Origin of the sequence: Halococcus sp. AFM35, assembly GCF_051195015.1 — an archaeon.
Classification (GTDB): domain Archaea; phylum Halobacteriota; class Halobacteria; order Halobacteriales; family Halococcaceae; genus Halococcus.
In genome coordinates this window covers 13,826-35,572 of sequence record NZ_JBNTJU010000017.1, presented here as the reverse complement: position 1 = coordinate 35,572, position 21,747 = coordinate 13,826, and the positions used below count along the sequence as shown (strand labels likewise).

At 56.1% G+C, this 21,747-nt stretch carries 19 protein-coding genes and 1 pseudogene; 10 read left to right on the top strand and 10 right to left on the bottom strand.

The features are described from left to right. Window positions 1-900: 900 nt before the first annotated feature. The 5 genes from ACQUQO_RS13095 (at window position 901) to ACQUQO_RS13075 (ending at window position 6,071) form a co-directional block, all read left to right on the top strand. Window positions 901-2,136 (top strand): glycosyltransferase family 2 protein, encoded by a 1,236-nt coding sequence (locus ACQUQO_RS13095; protein WP_435078467.1) that lies wholly within the window; start codon window positions 901-903, stop codon window positions 2,134-2,136. A gap of 138 nt (window positions 2,137-2,274) precedes the next feature. Further along, complete coding sequence (locus ACQUQO_RS13090) at window positions 2,275-2,487, top strand: ribbon-helix-helix domain-containing protein (protein ID WP_435078466.1); 213 nt, start codon at window positions 2,275-2,277, stop codon at window positions 2,485-2,487. Between the two features lie 9 nt (window positions 2,488-2,496). Beyond that, window positions 2,497-2,664 (top strand): hypothetical protein, encoded by a 168-nt coding sequence (locus tag ACQUQO_RS13085; RefSeq protein WP_435078465.1) that lies wholly within the window; start codon window positions 2,497-2,499, stop codon window positions 2,662-2,664. A 419-nt stretch (window positions 2,665-3,083) separates the two neighbouring features. Further along, window positions 3,084-4,445 (top strand): arylsulfotransferase family protein, encoded by a 1,362-nt coding sequence (locus ACQUQO_RS13080; protein ID WP_435078464.1) that lies wholly within the window; start codon window positions 3,084-3,086, stop codon window positions 4,443-4,445. A 189-nt stretch (window positions 4,446-4,634) separates the two neighbouring features. Beyond that, window positions 4,635-6,071: a flippase gene (locus ACQUQO_RS13075; protein ID WP_435078463.1), complete on the top strand. Its 1,437-nt coding sequence runs from the start codon at window positions 4,635-4,637 to the stop codon at window positions 6,069-6,071. Between the two features lie 46 nt (window positions 6,072-6,117). Here the strand turns inward: ACQUQO_RS13075 and ACQUQO_RS13070 are convergent, their stop codons facing one another. After that, window positions 6,118-7,104 (bottom strand): glycosyltransferase family 4 protein, encoded by a 987-nt coding sequence (locus ACQUQO_RS13070; protein WP_435078462.1) that lies wholly within the window; start codon window positions 7,102-7,104, stop codon window positions 6,118-6,120. Window positions 7,105-7,273: 169 nt separating this feature from the next. Here ACQUQO_RS13070 and ACQUQO_RS13065 point away from each other — a divergent pair, with 169 nt between their 5' ends. After that, window positions 7,274-8,152 carry an integrase core domain-containing protein gene (locus ACQUQO_RS13065; RefSeq protein ID WP_435078461.1) on the top strand — a complete coding sequence of 293 codons (879 nt, stop codon included), beginning with the start codon at window positions 7,274-7,276 and terminating at the stop codon, window positions 8,150-8,152. 136 nt (window positions 8,153-8,288) lie between these two features. Here ACQUQO_RS13065 and ACQUQO_RS13060 read toward each other — a convergent pair whose 3' ends face one another. The 5 genes and pseudogenes from ACQUQO_RS13060 to ACQUQO_RS13040 all read right to left on the bottom strand — a co-directional run. Next, window positions 8,289-9,728, bottom strand: a complete 1,440-nt coding sequence (locus ACQUQO_RS13060; protein ID WP_435078460.1) for a sulfatase — start codon at window positions 9,726-9,728, stop codon at window positions 8,289-8,291. Between the two features lie 83 nt (window positions 9,729-9,811). Then, complete coding sequence (locus tag ACQUQO_RS13055; RefSeq protein WP_435078459.1) at window positions 9,812-11,581, bottom strand: hypothetical protein; 1,770 nt, start codon at window positions 11,579-11,581, stop codon at window positions 9,812-9,814. Next, window positions 11,578-12,672, bottom strand: coding sequence for a glycosyltransferase (locus ACQUQO_RS13050; RefSeq protein ID WP_435078458.1), 1,095 nt, complete (start codon window positions 12,670-12,672; stop codon window positions 11,578-11,580). The genes ACQUQO_RS13055 and ACQUQO_RS13050 overlap by 4 nt, the downstream gene beginning before the upstream one ends. Window position 12,673: 1 nt before the next feature. Continuing rightward, entirely contained in the window at window positions 12,674-13,828 is a 1,155-nt protein-coding gene (locus ACQUQO_RS13045) for a glycosyltransferase family 4 protein (protein WP_435078457.1), read from the bottom strand. A 47-nt stretch (window positions 13,829-13,875) separates the two neighbouring features. Continuing rightward, a pseudogene (locus tag ACQUQO_RS13040) lies at window positions 13,876-14,133 on the bottom strand (sulfatase-like hydrolase/transferase); the annotation flags it as partial. A gap of 377 nt (window positions 14,134-14,510) precedes the next feature. Between ACQUQO_RS13040 and ACQUQO_RS13035 the strand changes: the two are divergent. Beyond that, window positions 14,511-15,653, top strand: coding sequence for a glycosyltransferase family 4 protein (locus ACQUQO_RS13035; protein ID WP_435078456.1), 1,143 nt, complete (start codon window positions 14,511-14,513; stop codon window positions 15,651-15,653). 199 nt (window positions 15,654-15,852) lie between these two features. Here ACQUQO_RS13035 and ACQUQO_RS13030 read toward each other — a convergent pair whose 3' ends face one another. Both ACQUQO_RS13030 and ACQUQO_RS13025 read right to left on the bottom strand, forming a co-directional pair. Further along, complete coding sequence (locus tag ACQUQO_RS13030) at window positions 15,853-16,236, bottom strand: PIN domain-containing protein (RefSeq protein ID WP_435078455.1); 384 nt, start codon at window positions 16,234-16,236, stop codon at window positions 15,853-15,855. A 9-nt stretch (window positions 16,237-16,245) separates the two neighbouring features. Continuing rightward, on the bottom strand, window positions 16,246-16,668 hold the full coding sequence (locus tag ACQUQO_RS13025; protein WP_435078454.1) for a MarR family transcriptional regulator: 423 nt from the start codon (window positions 16,666-16,668) through the stop codon (window positions 16,246-16,248). Window positions 16,669-17,031: 363 nt separating this feature from the next. Here ACQUQO_RS13025 and ACQUQO_RS13020 point away from each other — a divergent pair, with 363 nt between their 5' ends. Together ACQUQO_RS13020 and ACQUQO_RS13015 are read left to right on the top strand one after the other, a co-directional pair. Continuing rightward, window positions 17,032-17,421: a hypothetical protein gene (locus ACQUQO_RS13020; protein WP_435078453.1), complete on the top strand. Its 390-nt coding sequence runs from the start codon at window positions 17,032-17,034 to the stop codon at window positions 17,419-17,421. A 552-nt stretch (window positions 17,422-17,973) separates the two neighbouring features. Further along, window positions 17,974-19,098, top strand: coding sequence for a MarR family transcriptional regulator (locus ACQUQO_RS13015; RefSeq protein ID WP_435078452.1), 1,125 nt, complete (start codon window positions 17,974-17,976; stop codon window positions 19,096-19,098). On the opposite strand, the gene ACQUQO_RS13010 is transcribed toward ACQUQO_RS13015, so the two are convergent. Next, window positions 19,099-19,848, bottom strand: a complete 750-nt coding sequence (locus ACQUQO_RS13010) for a YqjF family protein (RefSeq protein ID WP_435078451.1) — start codon at window positions 19,846-19,848, stop codon at window positions 19,099-19,101. A 218-nt stretch (window positions 19,849-20,066) separates the two neighbouring features. Next, complete coding sequence (locus tag ACQUQO_RS13005) at window positions 20,067-20,363, bottom strand: hypothetical protein (protein WP_435078450.1); 297 nt, start codon at window positions 20,361-20,363, stop codon at window positions 20,067-20,069. Between the two features lie 373 nt (window positions 20,364-20,736). Here ACQUQO_RS13005 and ACQUQO_RS13000 point away from each other — a divergent pair, with 373 nt between their 5' ends. Then, window positions 20,737-21,378: a hypothetical protein gene (locus ACQUQO_RS13000; protein ID WP_435078449.1), complete on the top strand. Its 642-nt coding sequence runs from the start codon at window positions 20,737-20,739 to the stop codon at window positions 21,376-21,378. Window positions 21,379-21,747 lie beyond the last annotated feature (369 nt).

Here is a 21,747-nt window from a genome sequence, read left to right as displayed (position 1 = left end):
CGCCCTATTCGCATTGGGATTTGGGGTGGAACCCTGTCTTCCGCGCGGGCTCGCTGATTCGAGGGGATGAAAGAGACATCGGCGCACTCACCACTTTGTTGTCGTGTGGATCATAGAACATCTCAAGACGAGCACAAGGAAAGTTTGATGAGCGATGCAAAATACTAAGACACATTGCGAAAGACATTACGAGCAACACATGCCACGCAAACATGTTCTCAATCAAATCCCTGGAAAGATCAGATAGTGTGGTCAATCAATTGAGACGCGCTTCGAATTTAGAGGGGTGCAGCCGTCCACAATCGACCACCAAGTCTGCTATGGAGAGATTGAGGTGACCTACCACACGACTAAAGTCGTGGGCTTCCCCCCGCACCGCACCGGTTCCGCACCGCACCGGGGTGGGGTTTCGGCTCACGACCGAAGAGCGTCGTTTGGGCTGTCGTCAGGACATTCCGCCTCGTTCCCTTCGAGGCGGTGGCGCGACAACGGTCGCGCACCGCCGACGTTTCTTTCGCACCCGGAGACGGGAGTTCCGAATCCGTCGGTGGGTCTTTCCTTGTGGATGGGTGCGAACCTTCCGTCGGCCCGGTGGCGTCGGCACAGACCATTTAATTACGGGTGTTCTCTCGGTCAGTCGGCCCGACGGCGTACCGTCGGACCGCGTGGGAGTTTGCGCCCATCCTTCCGTTCATCGTTCCCCGTTGTGGGGCCGGGTCACGTGCGGCCCGCCACGAAAGACATGTTTAGCCTTCCGAGGACTATGCTAAAACAGGAGCTACAGGGCGTTAAGCCTTACGAAACCGCCGAATCGGGTAGCGCAGACACAAGCGGTTGCGGAGGACTGCGCGCTCCTTCCACGAGTATACTCGTGGGTTTCCGCGCTGGGAGAGCTACGGTATGAGCACGGAACAGGAAGAATCAGTCATACCGAGGAACAAAGCCCAGTCAGTAGAGTCGGCAAAGACGACTACGACCGATCCAAGCGAGTACCTGCTTGAGTACGACAGTGACGAACAGCCGGTCTTGAGCGTCGTCATGCCGACCCTGAACGAAGAACGCGGCGTCGCCGAGTGTATCGGCCGTATCAAAAACGCGCTTGATGAACTCGGCGTCACCGGCGAAATCATTATTAGCGACAGCTCGACCGATCGCACCCCGGAGATCGCCGCCGCGAACGGGGCTCATGTCGTAACGCCGGATCAGGAGGGGTACGGGTATGCGTATCAGTACGCTTTCGAGCGCGCTCGCGGCGAGTATATCGCGATTGGGGATGCCGATACCACCTACGACTTCGAGGAGCTGCCGAAGCTCTACGAGCTGGTGGCGAGCGGTGAGGCCGACATGGCGATGGGGTCGCGACTGGACGGCGAGATCAAAGCGGGATCGATGCCCGCACTCCATCAGTACGTCGGCAATCCCCTGTTGACACGATTCCTGAACGCCTTCTACGATGCTGGCGTCAGCGACGCCCACAGCGGCATGCGCGTGATCAGTCGGGAGGCGCTCGACGCGCTTGAGTGTTCGACGACCGGCATGGAGTTCGCCAGTGAGATGATCATGGAGGCCGGGGCCTCGGGGTTGACGATCGCCGAGGAGCCAATTACCTACCACGAGCGCGAGGGCGAGGCGACGCTGAGTAGTTTCCGGGACGGCTGGCGGCACGTTCGCTTCATGTTGGTGAACGCGCCCGGGTATCTGTTCTCGCTGCCCGGTGTCATGCTCGGTGGCCTCGGGGTGGGGATTATGGCGTTCATTCTGGCCGGGCTTCGAGTAAATGGCGTCCGCTTGGGGGTGCACTCGATGGTGCTCGGAAGTTTGCTGACGATCGTCGGCTATCAGGTCACCACTCTCGGGGTGTTCGCGACAGTAGCGTCTGATCCGGTAAGTAGTGCAGACGACCATGTCTCGGGATGGATTCGACGGCATCTCCGGCTGGGCCAGGGTGCCACTATTGGGGTGGTGTTGGTTGCTGCCGGCACGGTCTATGGACTGACACTCCTCGGACAGTGGGCTGCGAGCGGGTTCACCACGCTGCCGTTCGTGATGCAAGACATGCTCGCGTTTACGGCTGTGGTACTCGGCTTGCAGACGCTGTTTTCGGCGTTCTTCATGAGTACGATCGCCGAATCCTGAGCGTAGTCGATCAATGTTCTCCGGAGAGTCCGTGATGCAGGCTGAGAAACGCTTTCTCGACTCTGTACGTAATACGCTCGTATTCCGATACAGGCACAAGCGACGGAGCCGAGCGGGAGAAGCCGACCATCAACATCCGTGACGGAGTCGTTCCTCGACAACATCGACGCAACGTGGCACAAGGAGGGGTACAACAACCAGAGCGAGTTCATCCGCGACGCCCTTCGAGATGCGGTCAAGCATCCGAACCTGACGCGCGAGGCGTGGAAGGAGATCGCTGTCGTCGAACACGCGCGCCGCACCAGCGAGAGCGAGACGTTCTCTCGCAACGACATCCTCGCCGATGAGTGACGAGTAGGCATGACATTCTGGTCGCCCGCAAAACGCGCCGACGACGACCTTGACGAGCACGCACAGGACCGCATCACTGACAAACTCGACGAGATCGTGAACGACCAGTGGCGCGGTCCCGACGACTATCTCGAACCGCTGACCGGCGTTCCGCACTCGAAGCTCCGGGTAGGGTAGTTCCGTCTCGGGGCAGACTGCGCTCACGACGCGAAGATCCTCGACATTTACACTATCGAACGGCGTGGTGGGGCGTACAAGCCGGTGACGACTGAGTTGACATCCTCCACTACATCGAGCAGTACCGGGACGGTCCCTGCCGGGAGTGTCGGTGGGCCTCCACCCGAACGCGCACAGCGCGCGAGCACGTCCATCCGCCACCCGACGCGGTGACGCCCGGCAGCGATGCATCGTTTTCGCGCAGCTGGCGTAACCTGGTTGCGGACGTGTTTCGAGAACTGTATACACGTTTGAGCCCTCCATGCCAAGAATGACCTCACGAAACACGACTACTGTGTGTTTTACTTCACAGTATTTCCCTCAATGAATGCGAGAAGAGATACCGAAAATAACAAACGTACTTTGTACGCTCACTCTCTATGGTATGGAGAGACTATCGACGGCTAACTATTTTCCGCACAGCTCTCTGGATTGGTTTTATTGTAATTATGACGTTCCTTTTGATAACGAACTCTAGTCTCTTGATTGGAGCTGTTACTGGCGACACTGCAAACAGATTTGAGCAATCAGCATCAATCCCTAATCAGGAACGAGACACACTTGCCGAAGAACGCAATGGAACAACCGTTTTCTCCTCCCATCTTGGAGAGGGTCAACTTACTGCCATCAATCGGCAAGGTCGGCTACAGTATTACAACGATACTTACGATGGATACTGGGATATTGACCCCATTTCTGGAGAGAAGGATATAATACTGTATTCCGCAACAAAGGTGGTTGATTGCCAATTCCAGAATTGTCTGCGCCAAGTAATAGAGACAGTAAACCTCACCAGCGGTGACACCCATCGTCTATATACCCGACTGTATCGGAACAGCGAAGGGAACCAGTGGCATGATGTAGATCGTATCGGTCCGAGAACACTATTGGTGGCAGACATGGCCGAAAGTCGGGTCTTCAAGCTCAATACCAGTACTGAGAAGATAATATGGCAGTGGGACGCTCAATCAATTTATAGCACCACTAATGGTGGGGATTTCCCCCGAGATTGGACCCATCTGAATGATGTAGAAGAGGTCCGGAACGGGACAATCATGGTAAGTATCCGGAATTTCGATGAGGTGGTTTTCATTCGTCCTAATGGCACTCTAGCGAAAGATTGGACGCTCGGAGAGTCTGGATCGCATGATATTCTGTATGAACAACACAATCCCGATTACATCCCCAAATCGCGCGGTGGCCCTGCTGTCGTTGTCGCGGATTCAGAGAACAATCGAATTGTTGAGTATCAGAGAACGGCAAACGGGTCATGGAGTCGGAGCTGGAGCTGGCGAGATGCGCAATTGTCTTGGGCCCGCGACGCTGACCGATTACCATCAGGGAACACACTCATCTCGGACTCGCACGGTGGAAGAGTTTTTGAGGTTGCTCCTAATGATTCCATTGTTTGGTCGTTATCAGTTCCTTCAGTTTATGAATCAGAGCGGCTGAGTACAAGAGATGAGAGTGGAGGTGGTCCTTCAGCCAATTCAGCGGATCTACGTTCTCAAACTACAAGCCTCAACGAAAGCCTCTCCATACGACAACGTATCGGGGATGGCCTCAAATCAGTGTTCCCGGCAAAAATTGTCCATGGGGTCAATACAGTAACCCCCGATAGAATCCTCTTTGCAGAGACAGTTGTCTTCGCGCTCGGGATTCTGATTGGTCTCGCTCTACTGATTGTGGAACTCTATGCGAGAGATTATGGAGTGCGAAACCCTATTTCAAAAGATATATGAAATACATTTGAGTGATATCAACATCTCCTCCAGCAAGAACGAGATAGAACAGTCATGACAAAATTCAAATTGCAAGTGCTATAAGAGGTACGTCGTTCCAAAGAACAGAGAGAAGGTATAGTCATTCCTACAGAGTGGACATCGACGAATACATAGCCAGATGGCTACAGCATATTGGCGTGAAATGACGTGAACCTCGGTCGAAAGCTTTCTACAGACGTACTTGTCACGACGATCTTTGACTTTGCGACGAGACTCCGTGGAATCGTCTTCATTCCCGTAATCAGCGGCATACTGAGCGTTGCCGCATACGGTGCGTACGCTCAGTTGCTCGCTATTGCGTCTCTGCTTGCGATCGTATTCGAACTGGGTCTCCACGGATCGCTCGTTCGATATGCTCAGGACGATGGCAATACGGCTGAACTCTACTATTCGCTCACTACCTTTGCGGTCGTAGTCGGTGTGGGAGTCGCAACCGTTCTCTATACAGTAGCGACTCCACTATCCCGTCTCGTACTCGGAGGGGTCGAATATGCAGTGGTGTTCCGAATCGGAGCGGTGCTTGTGCCACTTCGAATTTGGGGGAATATGGCAGGAAACTACTTCCGCTCCGAGATGCAAATCAAATTCTTCTCCGGACTCAGGACAGCGCGTGCGTACCTCAGTATCGTTGGCGTACTGGTCGTGCTTCTCCTTCTCCACTATGGACTTCCGGGCGTCATCAGCGTGGTTGTAGGTGCTGAGTTCCTGTATGTGCTCTTCCTCCAGAGCATCATTACTCGTCGTCTCGGAATTGTTCGTCCATCCTTCGAGGACTTCACAAGATATCTTCGCTACTCAATCCCTCTCGCAGTATCAATTATTGCTGGAAATCTCTCCTCACGAGCGGACAGAATACTCATTGGGTATTTTCTTGGTGCATCCGCAGTCGGTATATATTCAATTGTTTACCAATTTGCGACAGTGCTCGGACTGCTCGCCCAACCTATAACGACCGCCTATTTTCCAGAATTCAGCCGCCTAATAGAGGAAGGACGGACGGATGAGTGTTTAGCATATCTTGAAGCCGGCATCCGCTACTTCACAACCATCGGTCTGCCTGCTATTGCAGGATTGTATCTTGTTGGACCAGAGATCATTGAATCGTTGTCAACAGAGGCAACCGGTGAAGCCTCAATCACCATCCTACCTATTATCGCCTCTGGGATTTTTCTTTTTGGATTAGATGAGATTTATGGAATTATTTTCATCGCATCAGAGCGTACGGAGATATTAACATTCACCAGAGGTGTAGCCGCAATTTCGAACGTGATACTGAATTTGATTATGATACCCCAGTTCGGAATTCTTGGGGCAGCTATTGCAACGATGATGTCGTACGGAGTAGGACTGATGATACTCATACACAAATTGAAGGGCTATTTCACTGTAAGCATAGATTATTACTTCATGGGAAAATGCGGAGTCGCATCAATAAGTATGGCATCAATTTTCACTATTTTGAATTCGAATATAGTCCTGACAATAGCGACTGCTCCGCTTTTCTACTTCGCTATCCTATTCGTCTTCCGGGGGTATACCTATGATGAAGTGAAACGAGTGAAGAATGAGTTGGTGAATACATAGCGATATTGCGTGTCTGGAGTTGTTTTGCAGTAGCGTCGGAGTGTTCTCAGAGAACAGTATCGTATAGGTGCTCATACTGCTCAGCAATAGATTCCCATGAATATTGAGAGATACTTTCCCGCGGTTCGAAACGCCCTCGTTCGGTCTGGATACCCTCCAAAGCATCCAGCCACTCGTCGAGATCGAGTGAACCGCACAGAATTCCGTTCCGACCTGTCTCGATGAGTGAGGGAAGATTACCGCTATCGAGTCCGACGACAGGCGTACCACTGGCCATCGACTCGATCACGACCATGCCAAATCCTTCGTGCTCGTACGGACACAGCGTCGCGGTCGCATTCGCGTAGAGATCGGCAAGTTCTTCGTAATCGAGTTTCGGAACGAGTTCGACATTGTCGAGCGACTGGGCCGTATCGACGATTTCGCTTTCAAGTGGTCCGGAGCCACGTATCTTGAAGGTTGCCTCGGGGCGTTTTCGGGCCAGTTGAAGCACCTGCTCCGGATGTTTTCTTTCTACGAGACGTCCGACAAATACGAACCTCTGTTCGGCGGGTGACGCTACCGGTTCGAAGGCATCCATATCGACGCCGTTGGGAATGACTGTTATCGGTTCATCGATGTCAAGTGTATCTAGCGCCCACTGTTTCACGTATTTGCTAACGGCCGTCACGTGGTCGGCGTGAGTAGCGAGGCGGCGCTCACGTTTGACGATCTTTGGCTTGTTCGGAGCAGCATGGAGAGTATGGACGTGTTTTGCCCCTCGGACTGTAGTTAGCCACGCGAGATAGTCACGGTTTCGAGGACCGGTGTGAACAATATCATATTTCTTCCCGTACGTCTGTATTACGTCGGCAATATCCCGCGCACCAATTTGGTCTGGAACGACAACTGTTTTGTCAACCCCCTCTGCTACCTGATCGCCGAATGCTGTAACATGGTATTCCAGTAATTCGTTTGTCACTTCTCGGTGTATCGTCGAAATCGGTCCTTGAAGACCAATCCGGCAAGTATAGAGAATCGACGAGGGCGCCATTATCATGTCCTGTGCTCGTTGCACGAATTATTCTTCTGGTAGCTGAAGCCGAGACTGTAGTGTCCGCCAAAGATTTCGTCGGCGCTATCTGCCTGACGATCAACCAGGTGAGATGAAACTTGCTCAGGATGACGCCACCCGAATCTGTCAGCGAGTTGTTGACCACGGCATGGATACAGGGTTGGTTGCTGAGCAATTCGAGATCAGTCGGCGACGAGTCCAGCAACTCGCCAAAGAATACCGCGAGAGCGGTGAGATTCCACATCTGGAAACACCCGGACGCAGACCCTACGCAGAGCATCCCGACGACCTCGAAGACCGGATACTCGACCTACGCCAGCGCCTCCGCGCTGGCGCAGTCGTCATCGCCCATGTACTCCGCGTCAGAGACGGCCTCTCGATCGCCAATAACCACGTCCATGAAATTCTCCAGGAGCACGACCACGTGACCGAGAATCCAAACAAGCAGGGCCGCAAGCGGCCGTGGGTTCGTTTCGAGCGCGAGAATGCGGCAGTGACGGTCCATATGGATTGGTACCACAACGACCGCGGACAGCAGGTGCTGGCAGTCGAAGACGACGCCTCGCGGCGCGTCTTCGACATGATCGAGACTGACAGCAGTTCGGCGAGCCAAGCCGTCGAACTCCTCGAAAGCGTTGACGAGGAGTTCGACAGTCCGGTCCCGATCTTGGAGGTCATCACCGACCACGGTTCGGAATTCGTCAACCCCCGCCAGGATGATCGGCCATGTCTCGATCACGAGTTCGAACGCTTTCTTCACAACAATGACATCGAGCACACGCTCTGCAAAGTCGGGCGACCGCAGTCGAACGGGAAGATCGAGCGGTTCTTCCAGACCTATGAAAAACACCGCCAGCGGTTCGGAACTCTCTCCGAGTTCCTCACCTTCTACAACGAGGAGCGACCGCACATGAGCCTCGACTGGGACAGGCTGGAAACGCCAGCCGAGGCATTCAAGCGGTTGGTGCCATCGCCAGCGGAGGGCGGTGGCGACTTGCTCGCAACCGAGGTGACTGTCGATGGATGATCGACGAAATCTTTACCGGACAGCACATAGCTGAAGCCGAGACAGACCCCTTGAAAAGCGAATTACTTTGTGAGACCGGTTTTGAGCGATGGTATATCTCGTGAAAAATCACGAGGTTGTTCGAATCGGTATGGTTTCATTCGACGTATCCGAGGTCTTCTAGCCGTGCTTTGGCCTCGGTATCGAGTTCTCCGGCGAGTGGCGGAATTTCTGATGGTTTAACTTGCACGTTCACCGCGAGTTCTCGAAGTTTGGCTGGGCTTTCGGTCGCGTCGAGCGGCAGGTGCTCTGTGGGGTCCGCGCGAAGGTCGTAGGTGACACCCTCGCCGTTGAACGGTTCGACGGCGCTCGCAAGCTGATGGTCACGGTATAGCGGCTCTCCAAAGTGCCGGATGAACTTGTGGCGAGCGGTCCGTGCTGTGACCGTGTGGCCGCGATGGCTAACCGAATCGGAGAGCGCGATGGCGCGGTCCTCGTCGTCGAGGTGCGAGGAGCGCCCGCTCGTCGCCGGGAGTGGACCGCGCTCGATGTCTGTGAGGTCGGCGAGCAGTTCGTGCAACCACGCCAGCGAGAACGGTGCGTCGAACCGCCCGGCGGTCTCGTCGGGCGTTCGGACGAGAAACGGGACGTGGAGCAGTTCGTCGAACAGGTTGTGGTACTGGTGGGCGTAGACGCCGCGCTCGAACAGGGCTTCGCCGTGGTCTGCAGTAACGACGAGAATCGTTTCGTCCCAGACGCCCTCCTCTTGCAGATAGTCGACGACGCGAGCGATCTGTGCGTCGACATAGCGCAGCGCGCTGTCGTACATCGTCTCGTAGGCCGGCGTATGTTGGTTCGTCATGCGGCCCGCGTCGGCGAGCAGATGCCGCGCGGTCGCGTCGCTCCACGCCAACCCGCCCTCACGTATCGAAACGGGATGCAGCGGTGCGTGGAGGTCCATCAGATGCGTCCACGCGAAGAACGGTTGGTCCCGGTCCCATACGTCGAGTTCGTCGAGCAGGATGTCAACGACTACCTCGCCGCGCGTCGTGGGCCAGTCGGTCCGAAACTGCTGGTAACGATAGAGGGCGTACAGCGCCGAGGAGAGAGCAGTGTTCTCCATCGACCGCGTTCGGTCACGCACCGAGCGAAGGACAGAACTCGCCCGCTCGCGGAGCGGTCCCGCCGATCCCGGCGGATTGCCGATTTCGGTCTCGGTGTCCTCGGTGCGGAGGTTTCGAAAGCTGTCGAAGCCCGTGTCGAAGTTCCGCTCAGTCGTCAGCTGTGGGTTCGATATCGTTGCAATGGTTTCCCAGCCGGCATCCCGGAAGTGCGACGCGAGCGTTTCGGCATCGTTCGGAATCGCTGTCCAGTCGACATCGGAGTAGTAGGCGCTGTTGTAGCCGTGCAGGCCCGCGAGAAATCCAGGGACCGATTCGGGCGTGTACGGACCGGTCGCAACCGCAGTGTCGAAGACGAGCGACGACCGAGCCAGTTCGGTGAGTGTGGGCGTGGTCGGTCTCGTGTACCCGTTGAATCCGCAGTGGTCGTATCGGAGGCAGTCAACGGTGAGTAACACGATATTTGGTCTTGGCATAATGGGTCAGCGGATGCTTGTGTTATCAGAGTGTCGATCAATACCGATATGGGAACTACAAGACGGTCCCGGCTGAGGGGCAGCTATACGCCTACTGTGCTATTCGTCCCGCGGCACTTAGTCCGTGAATAGTGTTGCGCTCCGCCATTTGCATAGATGCGATTGTAGTGCCCGTCAAGGGCCGGCTGGGGGTTCCATGTGAGCTGCCACGGTCCCTGAAATCGATAGACAGCGATCTGGCGGTAGAGTACGTTCGGATGGCAATCGCTGATCAGCGTTGCGTTGTAGAGGGACTCAGTTAGTGGTGCGTACGTATTCGCACGTCCAGAAAGTGCTCCGGTGGCGGCCACTTGTTGATCTGGAAACGGCCTCTCGTGGGCGTAGTACGGTCCTGCCACGGAATCATCTAAGTGCTGGTATCCGAACTCCTTCGCGGTGACCTCTTCCGAGGTGAGATACATCCGCGGCGCACCGGGGAAATCTGGTGCGGCCCCGACTGCGACGACCTGTGTAACGATGACAAACACGAGGATTCCCACGGTCGCCACCGACAGCGCACGAGAGAGAAGTTGCTGGGACCGATTCGACTGCCGGACGAACGCAGCGGCGATGATTGCAGCGAGAAACGGCTCGATGAACAGCGTCACACGAGTGTATATGAATTCGCTGGGAACTATTATCGTAATCGGAAACAACAAGAACAGTATCGCGGTGACGGCGAGCAACGTTTGCACGGAACGCTTACTGCGGTTCGTGTATGCGAGAATCAACCATGCAACTGCACCTATAACCAGCAGGGCAAGAGCGTGGAGGTTCTGGAGCAGGATACCGACGACCTGTGGATATGGACTGACAGCCGCAGTAGGATTCATCAGTGCCGGAGATATCTTCGGCGGTCCGCTCCCAAGCAGCGCTCCCAATTTTATCACTACAGAGTCGAAGAAGTCGGCAATATACGTCCATTGAACGAACAACATCATCGAGGCAATTCCGAACAGTATCCAAAGTCGGTACTCACCACGTTCATCCAATCCCAGTCGTCGGGCTATCGGTTTCGGGAAGAGGAACAGGATGGCGAACGTGCCGACGAACAGAACGACGACCAGCATCGGAAGTTTGTGTGTGAGCGACAGCGAGAGCAGAAACGCCACGAACAGCACCGAAAAGCGATAGCCACGGCGGGGTGCAGAGATAGAGCGAATGGTCACAACAACGAGCAGACACAGAAACAGCGTTGCAAGCATCTGAGGAATCGGCCAGTAGCTGAGTTTGACGCCTTGAGTTGCCACGGCTCCGATGAGACTCGCAGTAATTCCTACCCGAACTACCTGTTCTTCTGTAAAATAAACAACTATAGCATAGATCGACAGCGGAATCAGTATGCCTGTTAGCAGTGGAGTGATAATCATCGCCGTTCGTACTGGGAGGCCAGAGATAATCGAAAACAATCCATTCAAAAGCGGGAAGAATGGAGCGTTCTGATAGAACCCAACGTCCATTGCTTCGATTGAGCCGGCTGCGACCAACTGGTTGATCCAGACCGCATACTGGTCGGGGTCTAGCCCAATCATACTGGCGGGAAAGACGAACGTATAGGTCCGATAAAACACCGCAATCCCGATTACGAACACGAGAGCAGGTCCGTCTGGTGGTGATTCTTGGTCCGGTTGCCAGAGAACACCACTGAGCACTACGAGTACCGCGACACCGACTGAAACTGGAATCCACGGCCAGAGCGATTCGGCGATGTGGCTTCCGAAAACACCCGTCGAGATCGATAGGAGGGCGATAATCGCTGCCGCTTTGAGTCGTCGCATAGCCGTGAGTATGCTACCGTATCGTGGTGTGTTCAAGAGTGTTCATACTCAGCCAGTGATTCTACGAGGCCGTTCAATATATCCGATTGATACTGGGTCGTGAAATACTTCCCGTTCAGCCACTCGTCGGACCAATCTCGCGCGAGAATCGTGGCAGCCATCTCGGCCGGCGTCTCGACGATGTTCGGCGTCAGAAACGCGATGTCGCCCGCAGGACGCGAAACCACCGGCACGCCGCAGTTCATCGCTTCGAGAAGTACGAGCGGTATTCCCTCGTACGGTGACGGATGCACGTACACGTCCGCCGCTTTGTAATAGCGATGAATCTCCGCATGCGGGACGTAGCCCGGCGGCCGAACCACCTCCTCAGAAAATCTCTCGGCAAGCTTCTCGCGGTACGGACCACTCCCCGCGAGCACGAACAGGACATCGCGTTCGCTCACAACGCGCTCGATGACTGCCGCGAGAAAGTCCATCCCTTTCAATCGAGAGAGTCGCCCGACGAACAGGGCGATGTCCTTGTCCGTTGGGAGGTCGAGTTCTCGCCGACAGGCCGCTTTGTCCTCGGGTGGGGAGAACTGTTCGTCCAGTTCGCCGGGTGGTGGAATGGTCACGATGTCCTCGGTGTCCATCCCACGGGAGGACGCTTGCGCGGCCCCGTAGGGACCAAAGACGATCATCGCATCCGAAAGCTGCAGCGGAATCCGACCGAGAACGTTGTCGAGGAGGAAGATTCCCGTCTTCTTCACCCCGGAGTGGCCCTGATATTCCTGAAACACGTCACCGGCGAGTCGGGTGATGGTCGGAACACCTGCACGATGTCCCGCCAGCGCCACTCCCGGTGCGTGTGTCTGGTACTTCCAAACCTGAAAGAGGACATCCGGGGACCGCCGACGGATGTACTCACGAGAGTCGCGGTACGTCGCCAGAATCCGCGTGTAGGGCGTTCGTGGTGAACGCGATGTGGTCGATATCCGGGTATAGTAGTCCCGTACCGACTCGGGAAGCGATGCAGTACCGAAGACATCGAGTTTGTGATCGGAGAGACAGCGGCCCACGCCGCCGAGGACTTCGGTGACGTTGTCAGTTGGATTGTCGGCGGTACCCAGATAGACGCCGATTCGCATGTCACACACCTCCAATCATGGTATCACGAGTAGTGTGTTCCTCGAACGCACCGAGGAGTCCGTTCGTATACCGTTCCATCGAAAAGCGCTCCAGCGTCTCGGTATCGAGACCATCGGATGACTCGATGGTCGTTTCGGAGATGAGTCGCGGGAACTCGTCGAGCGAACCGACGTGTAGCTGTGGATGGTCGACTGCTGGTACTGCTCCGACAGGTCTTGCGAACACCGTCGTATTGAGTGCCAGTGCCTCGAAGACGACAGCCCCGTACGATTCCGCGTGAGAGGGAAACACGAGTGCGTCTGCAGCCGCAATAGTTTCGAGTGCCTCCTCATGTGGGAGTAGCCCACAAATCCGTACGCGGTCCTCGACACCATACTCTCGTACCGCTTGTTTGATAGTCTCTCGCTCGTCGCCATCGCCAACGATGGCAAGCGTGTATTCCAGTGGAAGCTCCGAAAGCACCTCGATTGCGCCGACGGGATTTTTGAGCGGTGCGAGACGGCCCACGTAGACGAGCAGTTTCTCGCTCTCGTCGACACTGAAGTCGGCGCGTCGCTGGTCCCGGTCCGCCGACGACACGGCATCTGAGATTCGCTTCTGATTGAGTATCCCGTGGAGCACCGCGACAGTCCCGTCGGTGTATCGTTTGATGGTTTCCTTTACGCTCGGTGTCTGACAGAACACAGTCTGGCCCATGAAAAAGCGGAAGTTGATCCGTTCAAGCAGCAGTTGCGGGCTGAGCGACGGATCGGCATCGACCGACGGCGTGTACCCGATGAACGAGACGAGTGGCATGTCGTAGAGCATCGACAGCGCCTTGCCGACCCAGTGAGTCAGATGCGAGGCCGAGTGCAGCCCGTCGACGTCCCGGTCGCGGAGCCACCAAGACAGATAGACAAAGAACAGCACGGATGCGGCGATGCGAGTCACGACCGCGAGCGGAGAGTAAACCGGAACCGAGTCGGGTTTCACGGGAAACGGTCGCCTGATTTCGACGCCATCGACGGTCGCCGATTTGGCGAGTCCCTTTTCGTGTGGCGTGAAGACGGTGACGTCGTGACCGCGCTCGACCGCCAGCTGGCAGAATCGCCAGCGAACGTGTGCGCCGCCGCTAGTCTCGGGGTAGAACGCTTCCGAAAGGACGAGGAGATGCATTACTTCGCGTACCTTAGGCCATCGAGATTCCATCCAGCTTCGCTTCCGCTGTGTGTGCTCTTCTTGTTCCGAGTTCGAGTACCAGCGTGAGCATCGACGGCGATGTCCGGATATTTCCCGGTGAGCAGCGCCGGCACCGCCTCCCGCGTGTGCGAACTCGCACTATAGGCGTCGGTAAACCGGAGCGACTCCGCCGCGAGATCGTCAAGCACGGGCGACGTTTCCCGGTGATAGCCATAACAGGAGAGATGGCCCGCACGCAACGCGTCGGCCGACAGCACCACCACGTGCTCCCACTCACTCATTACCGAACGAACTCCGGAGGGCGTCTTAGTGTCTTTGTTTCACGGCCGACGAGTACACGGCTGGCGATGACTCTACGAGAGCATGTGCATGGAAGCGACCGGACGCAACGCAGGTGGTGCGTCAGCGATTGGTGGAGAGCTATTCCTCACTCTCAGTCTTGGTGAGCCCAAGCCATCAGTGGATTTCCTACATCAATAAATTTACTGAGAATATGTCATCCACCATCTCTCCAGACACCACCCGCAACGCACCGACGAAATCATCGAGGACCGCAACGGCGACGATCAGCAGGAGAACGGCGTCGGTCGGTCATCACTGCGACATGCGTCCGGAGCCGACCGAAAGACGGTTGCTTGCGTGCAGAGGATACCGTGACGTGAGAATTGCGTTCATCTCAAATGTCGTTCATCCCTTCGTCAAAGGAGGTGCTCAAAAGCGCATCCACGAGATCGGCACTCGACTCGCCGCCGACGGCCACGAAATTACTATCTATGGACGCCAGTTCTGGAACGGTCCCGACGAACTCGACCACGAGGGTCTCACCCTTCGCGCGGTCGCACCCGCAGCCGACCTCTACACCGATGACCGACGCTCGATCACCGAGGCGGTCGATTTCGCCGCCCGACTCGCCCGCCCGCTCCACCGTCGACTTACGGAGAACGACCACGATCTCGTCGTCGCCTCCGTCTTCCCATACTTCCCGGTGCTCGCTTCGAAACTCGCGGCACTTGGTACCGACACGCCATTAGTGACGACGTGGCACGAAGTTTGGCGTGACTACTGGGAGTCGTATCTCGGCGGCGCAGCGCCCTTCGGCAAGACAATCGAGCACGTCACCGCTCGCCTTCCTCAGCAGGCGATCGCAGTCTCGGGGATCACTGCCGACCGCCTCGCGGCCATTGGTCCCGCGCGAGAGTCTATCGACGTGGTACCAAACGGGATCGACGTCGATCAGATCCGGTCGGCACCGCTGCCTGAAACTCACGGTCGCGATTCCTACGATGTCCTGTTTGCCGGCCGACTGATCGAAGATAAAAACGTCGCGCTGCTACTCGATGCGTTCGATGCGGTCGCCGACCGGACCGACGCGACGCTTGGGATCATCGGCGATGGGCCCGAAGCCACTCGACTCCAGCAGCAGGCCCAGCGACTGGATCATACGGATCGGATCGACTTTCTCGGGTTCTTGGATGAATACGATCACGTCCTCGGACACATGCGCGCGGCGCGCGTGTTCGCCTCGCCGTCGACCCGCGAGGGGTTCGGCATCACCTGCGCTGAGGCGATGGCCGCCGACTGTACCGTGATCGCCGCTGACCACCCCGAATCCGCCGCAAGCGAAGTCCTCGGCGGTGCAGGAATGCTGGTCCAGCCTGAGCGGGCAGCGCTTGTTGAGACACTCAGGCAGGCGCTCGCTGGCGAGCGTCCGGCAAAGGATCCGCAAAAGCGTGCGGCAACGTACGACTGGGATTCGGTCGCTACCAAAGCAGAGAGAACCTACCAGAAAGCGGTTCGCTGAATGACTGAATAGATCGGCCGTCTACAACGTCTGATGTTTCATGAAGCAATGACGCTCACTACCTTGCAGCGATCCAACACAGCCGAACCAACGGTCGGCCACAGCATCATTCACTGCAAACGACCTCGCGCAGTTCTTCGAGTAGTTCCGGGTGGTGTTCGCGTAGCAGGCCTTGTATGAGCTGCGCCGAACCATCGAGTCAGTAGCTCTCGACATCGAGACCCTCGATCCGCCCGAACCCATCGACGTTCCGGGTGAGTACACGCGGGTCGGAGCTTCCAAGGGCGGTGCCGGCGATGAGAGCGTCGATGCTACCGATTTCTTCACCACGGGATCGAAGCCGCCGCTGGATGTCGACCGCACGCCGTGCCGTGTCGCGGTCGAGTGGCTCTATCACCATCGAATCGGCGACCCGTTCGTATCGCTCTTGCTTGGTGCTGCTACGGAACCCGACACCGAGTTCGTAGTCGGTGAGCACCGAGAACGCGACCGGCGTCGCAGCGTCGGACAGTTCCTCGAGTTTCGCTCTGGCGTCCGAGTGCCGGTTGATGATGTCGATGAGAAACGTCGTGTCAAGCAGCATCGATTTCGGTCAGTTCTCCTTACTGCCGTCTTCGGATGTGCTCCCAGCAGCGAATTCGCGGCGGGTCTGCTCGGTGCGTTCGTCGAACTCCTCACGAAACTTGCGTGAGCGCTCACGGAGGCGGTCAGCCTCCCTATTGCTGAGCATCCCGACAAGCTCGTAGAGTGGGTCAGCGGATCCACCGCGGGTGCGCTCCTCGTCGCTGAGCCACCAGACGACTGACCGTCCGCCGACCTTCTTTCGCTCGACGCTTCCTTGCTTGTGCAACTCATTGAGTTTCTTACGAGCGGCGTCCGTCGAGCATCCCAGCACCTCACCGACCTCGCGCGCTGATACCGTGGGATCTGGATGAGTCGCCACGGCATCGAGCACCCGCTCGGGGGTGACCGTCTCGACGTACTCACCCGTTTCCGTACGCTCCCGGTCTGACATACTCCGGCCTACGCATTCGACTGCCGTAAGTCTATCCCTACGAGCGGATAGGAAAACGTTTATTACCCATCCCCTCGTGGCGATAGGTAGAGACAAGCCGGCCCCTTGGGGCGTTCTCGACGGAGAGAATGCCCGCGCGTTGCAGCGCGCGGGCTGGCTGTCTTGTAGGACCGACAGCCATGCGCACTACAAGCCTAAGCGGTCAAAACGGTGTCGCACCGATAGCGAAAGCAACCACGGACGAGAGCGGTGGTGAGCAGCGATGAGCGACGAGTGCTGCCCGAGTTGCGGATCAGGATTCTACGGCTACTTTGCCCGGCATCACGGCAAGTACTGTCCTCACTGTGGACGCGGAGGCAGCCGATGAGCGTCGAGACACACCGCTTGATCACCGTGCCTATCGAACGCGCTGTCACCGGAGCCACGATCAGCGATGGTGAGCACGCGCTCTGTGGACGCTGTAGGCGGTCGATTGGCGAAGGGTCGCCGGTGAGTGTCTATGCGTACTCGATGTCCGACGAGCACGATATCACGGTCGCGCGGATCAACTGTAGCGATTGTGCGCCCGATACCATCGTCCATCCGACGCTCGGTGGCACCGAGTGGCTGGTACGTGGGACTCTCGGGCTGCGAAGTGATGTCGCGCGGCAGTCGCATCAGCTCGTGTTCGTCCCCAGCGAAGGTGCAATCGACATGGCACCACCAACTGTCGGCTCGGGTAGCCAGGAGCATCAATACCAACAGCAATCGTAAGAATCGGCAATCAGCAGGGGATTGGAGCTGTTCAGTAGTTGTGTTCATTGGTTGTGTTCAGCAAGTACATTCACAATATGCTGCAGGAGCCAGAAAATCCAGCACGGGCGACGAATCGGAAGCATACGCCGACGTATACGCTGTTCCAGATCGACCCATGAGTCACTGAACACTGTCCAGATTGCCGTGCGTGGCCTCCAATACCAGTGCTGGGACTGTTCCAGCGAGCTTGCTTCGAATTCCGAAGCGGTGAACACCGACCTCCGATGAGCGAATACGTTCTTGAAGGAATCGGGATAACCCGAAAGCTAATGCTTCCGACGAGAGGGGTCTCGGAAGGCGATGAGCAGCGTGAGAGCGTCTGGAGAGGTGGGCGTGGGCGATATGCCGCTACCAGTCGGCGGTTCGGGTATTAGGACAGGGAATAGCTAGACTTGACTCGGAAATTCTTCATTACATCCCGGGTAGTTCTGGCAAATGGGGGTATCATTACCCTTTGACAATATTCGGAGACAGCAGCGTTGTTCCGATAGGAGCGCATTGGACAACGAAATGGACGCGCGGGATGTCGTCGAACATTTCGTCACCTCGGAGAATCGAGTGCATCTCTTGCGCATATTGCGCGAGGGACCAGCGTCGCAAAGCGACCTAAGCGATTGCTGTTCTATGTCATTGCCGACAGTCTCACGCCGGTGCGATGATTTAGAGGAGCGTGGCTGGGTGCAAATCCACGCTGATCAATACAAATTGACTGGAGCTGGCGCAATTGTACTGCGTACATACGACAACGCGGTTGAAACCGTCGGTCGCAATGGTCATAACGATCTTGATTATCTTGCTGGGAGCGAAAACAGAGTGCGATTCTTACGAGCTCTACAAGATGGCCCAACCGAAGAAGCCGAGCTAAAGGACGACTTATCGAAGTCGACGGTTCAACGGCACAAAGATGGACTCTCGGAACGTGGATTCATCAATTGGTACGGAAGCGATTGCAGATTGACTGTTTCGGGCGAACATGCGCTGAATGTATACGACTCTTTATTAAGAACCATCGAACAGGTAGAGGACAAAAATTCATTTCTTCGCAATATCGGTGTCAGATGTGCTGGACTGCCGGCTGAAACCCTCAGTGAAGCAGAGGTGGTCTATAACTCATACAGTCATCCTGTGAGAATAGCAGATAGGTTCCGTGAGCGAGTAGAGAGGGGCTTCGATCACTGCTGGGTGCTCTCGTCACGCTATACTGAAGCCGACGTAGCAGCTGTTCACCGAGCTATCGATGATGGCGCGAAACTTACTGTTATGAGTCCTCTGCCCTCCCACGATGTTCTACCGACTGATTCAACGGAACTAAAATATATGAGACGGGGCATCAACCGCAATGCGATAGACTGGCGGATTTACCCCAACGAACTCCCAATCAACATGGTAGTTTTTGACGCCAATGAGGTGATGTTAATCACTACGGATCAACCCGGAGAGGAACAGCAGGTTCAAGCAATGCTCAGATCAGAGAACGACGAATTGGTCACATGGGCGCTTAATCTACTTGAATCATACCACAATGAATCAAAGCCGCCGTTAACGTATCTTTATACGCGTCTTCGGAACGCTGGGGTGAACGAAGTATTATCCTACATCGATATCCTGCCGAAACCCATCACAGGGTCCGGATAGTCACCGGTCGGGAACTGGCGCTTCGTCGATATCACGAAGTGATTCTGAAAACATGTATTGTTGACGACTATAGTGACAAAGAGGTTCATCTTTCGTAGGTGAGAGATCAATAGCGTCAAACAACGTATTGGTATGGATAGTGGCTACTGCTTGTTGCAGTGACCATGGATCCTTGTCAATGGTTGCCTCTAAGATCGCATCCTGTGTAGTCGGGCGGACCGCTGCAACGCCGCTACGCCCACCAGAAACATAGAATCGGGACCGCTCGATGAGAAAGTCCTCAATTGACTTAGGTTCAGCCTCGAAAGGATTGCTTTCAGGCGATGGTTGATACGTGACTTCAAATCGTGCTGGTAGGTCTGAATCGGTACGTCGACTCTCAAATGTAATTTTCCCGTTGTGCCGCGAGAAATTCATTCTTGCTTGATGATAAGGTAGTCCAAAGGCATTTCGGCCGATCAATGCCCCTAATTGTTCAGTAGTGTCAAGATCAAGGAAATAGACACCTGGCTCGCTATCCACGTTCACGTACGTGCGTAGGTTGAGCGATGGAAACGATGACCGAAACGGAAGTCGGTGGAGACCAGCTTCCGCTACATCAACCACAAGAATTCCGAGCCACGCGCTGCCATCAAACGTCTCGATAGTCAGTTGTTTGGGAATATATGGTCGAAGCTGTTCTACATCGATTGGCCAGTGAGCGAATAACACATCTCGGCAAACAACATATGCCGTGCGTTGATCGGCCATTTCAATGTTATAGGACCTCTGGATTCTTACTTTGCACGATGCAGAACGCCATGTCTCCGGGATTCAACAAGAATCCGTCTTAGAGCCGACAGTCATGTCCTGAAAGTAGTTGCAACCGATGAGCACAATGGCTGTCCGGCCAATTGAAGATCAAAGAGGAAAGAAAAGTGATGCCACGCACCACCTTACAATCGCCGCCGCGGAGACCGGTGTCGGACTTATTGCCCATTGTTGTCGATATCAGCAACGAACTCCTCAGGTTTGGCATCCGAGTCATGGAAGTAGCGACGGCCGAGCTCCGTGATTGCATAGTATCCGCGTGCCTCCTCCTCAAACGGTTGATAAACAAGTCCGTGCTCAGTGAGTTGATTTCGCAAGCGTCGGTTGACATGCGACTCAGAGGGGGCGTCAATACCATGTCTCGTGCGCAATTCAAAAACAATAGCTTGCGGCGGAATCGCAGCAATTTCCGCGTCATCAAGCACTTCAAGAATGAGACGGTCAATCCTCGTCATCCACGGAACTAGGGGAGGCGACATTGATCTGAATACATTGAGGCGACAGTTTAACGCCGGTGAAGCATGCGGAAGCAGCTACAATCACAACTATATGAGTGTGATGGTAGCCACACTTTTATATGGAGTGGCCCCAAACCGGCTGTTGTCAGAGGCAATCGGATGCACAAAACCGCACCCAATCGGCGCAAGCGATGTCAGCAGGCGTCGAGCAGCGGGTGCAGGACGGACGCTCGGCTCACGGGCGTTTGTCGTCAGTGCGGAACTCGACTTCGCGGCCTGAGTGACTGGAGATCACTCGGAATCGGTCGAACCCGCACTGACTGGCTCTGGCATCATCGGATCGCTTCACCCTTCAAACTCACTCAACCCAATGAGCCAAAGCAACTCGTCATACGGTGTCAAATCACCTAAAGGCACCGCACGTTCGCAGGACGAACAACACACCAATCAGTCGGAATCTACCGACGACGAATCAGTAGAACCCGCCTGTCGCACGCGGGACGTCGGGCGCGGCGTCGACCGCCGCGAGTGGCGCGAAATGCCCTACAACGCCCGTATGCGCACGTTCTACGAGCCGTGCGACTGGCCTGCGTGTTACCCCGATGGCGCTCCCGACGAGAGCGAAATCGAGATGGTCGTGAGGAGCTGTCGTGCTCCCACGGTCTATCACCGGCCGCGAGACGATGAGCCGAACGACGAAACCGGTGGTCCCGAAACCACCGCGAACGGCACGCACCCCTCACAAGACGCTATCGAGCGGCTCGGACCGATTAGCTCGCTGGCGGACCTCCGGGAGGGCCAGCGGGTCCTCCTGCAGAACTGGCAACACCCATTGTGCGTCACCGACACCGCGAGCGAGCCGGATGGAACGGTCGGCCTTCGCGGTCCCGAGGGAGGTGAGTATCAGGTCGAGGGGCGACCGGAGTTCCCCCAACCGTACTATCTTTCCAAAGTCGGCTACGTGAGCGAGATCGTCCGCGTGCGCGTCGAAACCCCGGCGGAGGAAGACTGACGGGCTACGTGAATGAAGCCCACCAGCTGCCGCGCCCACCCCAATAGGGGCTCGCGACGGTCCGTCAGAGTGGCATACAAAACCTTACATACCAACCGCTGCACCGTCTGCCCAAAGCAAGGGCTACCGAATCAGTGCCGACGAGGAAGGCCTGAACACTCTTCCTTCGCGGCCCATGGCAGATATAGCTTTCGCCCCACGCGCAGAGGCGTTGCTGTCTCACGCGGGGCAGACGCCTCGTCGACGCGCAGCGATAGCCGTGGGTACGACGGCTCTCCCGGCCGTCAGCACTCCAATTACGGGCCATGGATAGATATGGCCGCACGTCACAGCACACATACCCACCGACACGACGAAGCACAGTCATCT

What these genes read in the sequence shown, in the direction of transcription:
- ACQUQO_RS13020 (WP_435078453.1), top strand. Translation starts at nt 17,032, where the DNA reads ATGAGCGTCGAGACACACCGCTTGATCACCGTGCCTATCGAACGCGCT.
- ACQUQO_RS13010 (WP_435078451.1), bottom strand. Translation starts at nt 19,848, where the DNA reads ATGGCCGATCAACGCACGGCATATGTTGTTTGCCGAGATGTGTTATTC.
- ACQUQO_RS13045 (WP_435078457.1), bottom strand. Translation starts at nt 13,828, where the DNA reads ATGCATCTCCTCGTCCTTTCGGAAGCGTTCTACCCCGAGACTAGCGGC.
- ACQUQO_RS13000 (WP_435078449.1), top strand. Translation starts at nt 20,737, where the DNA reads ATGAGCCAAAGCAACTCGTCATACGGTGTCAAATCACCTAAAGGCACC.
- ACQUQO_RS13070 (WP_435078462.1), bottom strand. Translation starts at nt 7,104, where the DNA reads ATGGCGCCCTCGTCGATTCTCTATACTTGCCGGATTGGTCTTCAAGGA.
- ACQUQO_RS13005 (WP_435078450.1), bottom strand. Translation starts at nt 20,363, where the DNA reads ATGACGAGGATTGACCGTCTCATTCTTGAAGTGCTTGATGACGCGGAA.
- ACQUQO_RS13060 (WP_435078460.1), bottom strand. Translation starts at nt 9,728, where the DNA reads ATGCCAAGACCAAATATCGTGTTACTCACCGTTGACTGCCTCCGATAC.
- ACQUQO_RS13030 (WP_435078455.1), bottom strand. Translation starts at nt 16,236, where the DNA reads ATGCTGCTTGACACGACGTTTCTCATCGACATCATCAACCGGCACTCG.
- ACQUQO_RS13025 (WP_435078454.1), bottom strand. Translation starts at nt 16,668, where the DNA reads ATGTCAGACCGGGAGCGTACGGAAACGGGTGAGTACGTCGAGACGGTC.
- ACQUQO_RS13085 (WP_435078465.1), top strand. Translation starts at nt 2,497, where the DNA reads ATGACATTCTGGTCGCCCGCAAAACGCGCCGACGACGACCTTGACGAG.
- ACQUQO_RS13095 (WP_435078467.1), top strand. Translation starts at nt 901, where the DNA reads ATGAGCACGGAACAGGAAGAATCAGTCATACCGAGGAACAAAGCCCAG.
- ACQUQO_RS13080 (WP_435078464.1), top strand. Translation starts at nt 3,084, where the DNA reads ATGGTATGGAGAGACTATCGACGGCTAACTATTTTCCGCACAGCTCTC.
- ACQUQO_RS13015 (WP_435078452.1), top strand. Translation starts at nt 17,974, where the DNA reads ATGGACGCGCGGGATGTCGTCGAACATTTCGTCACCTCGGAGAATCGA.
- ACQUQO_RS13065 (WP_435078461.1), top strand. Translation starts at nt 7,274, where the DNA reads ATGGATACAGGGTTGGTTGCTGAGCAATTCGAGATCAGTCGGCGACGA.
- ACQUQO_RS13050 (WP_435078458.1), bottom strand. Translation starts at nt 12,672, where the DNA reads ATGCGAATCGGCGTCTATCTGGGTACCGCCGACAATCCAACTGACAAC.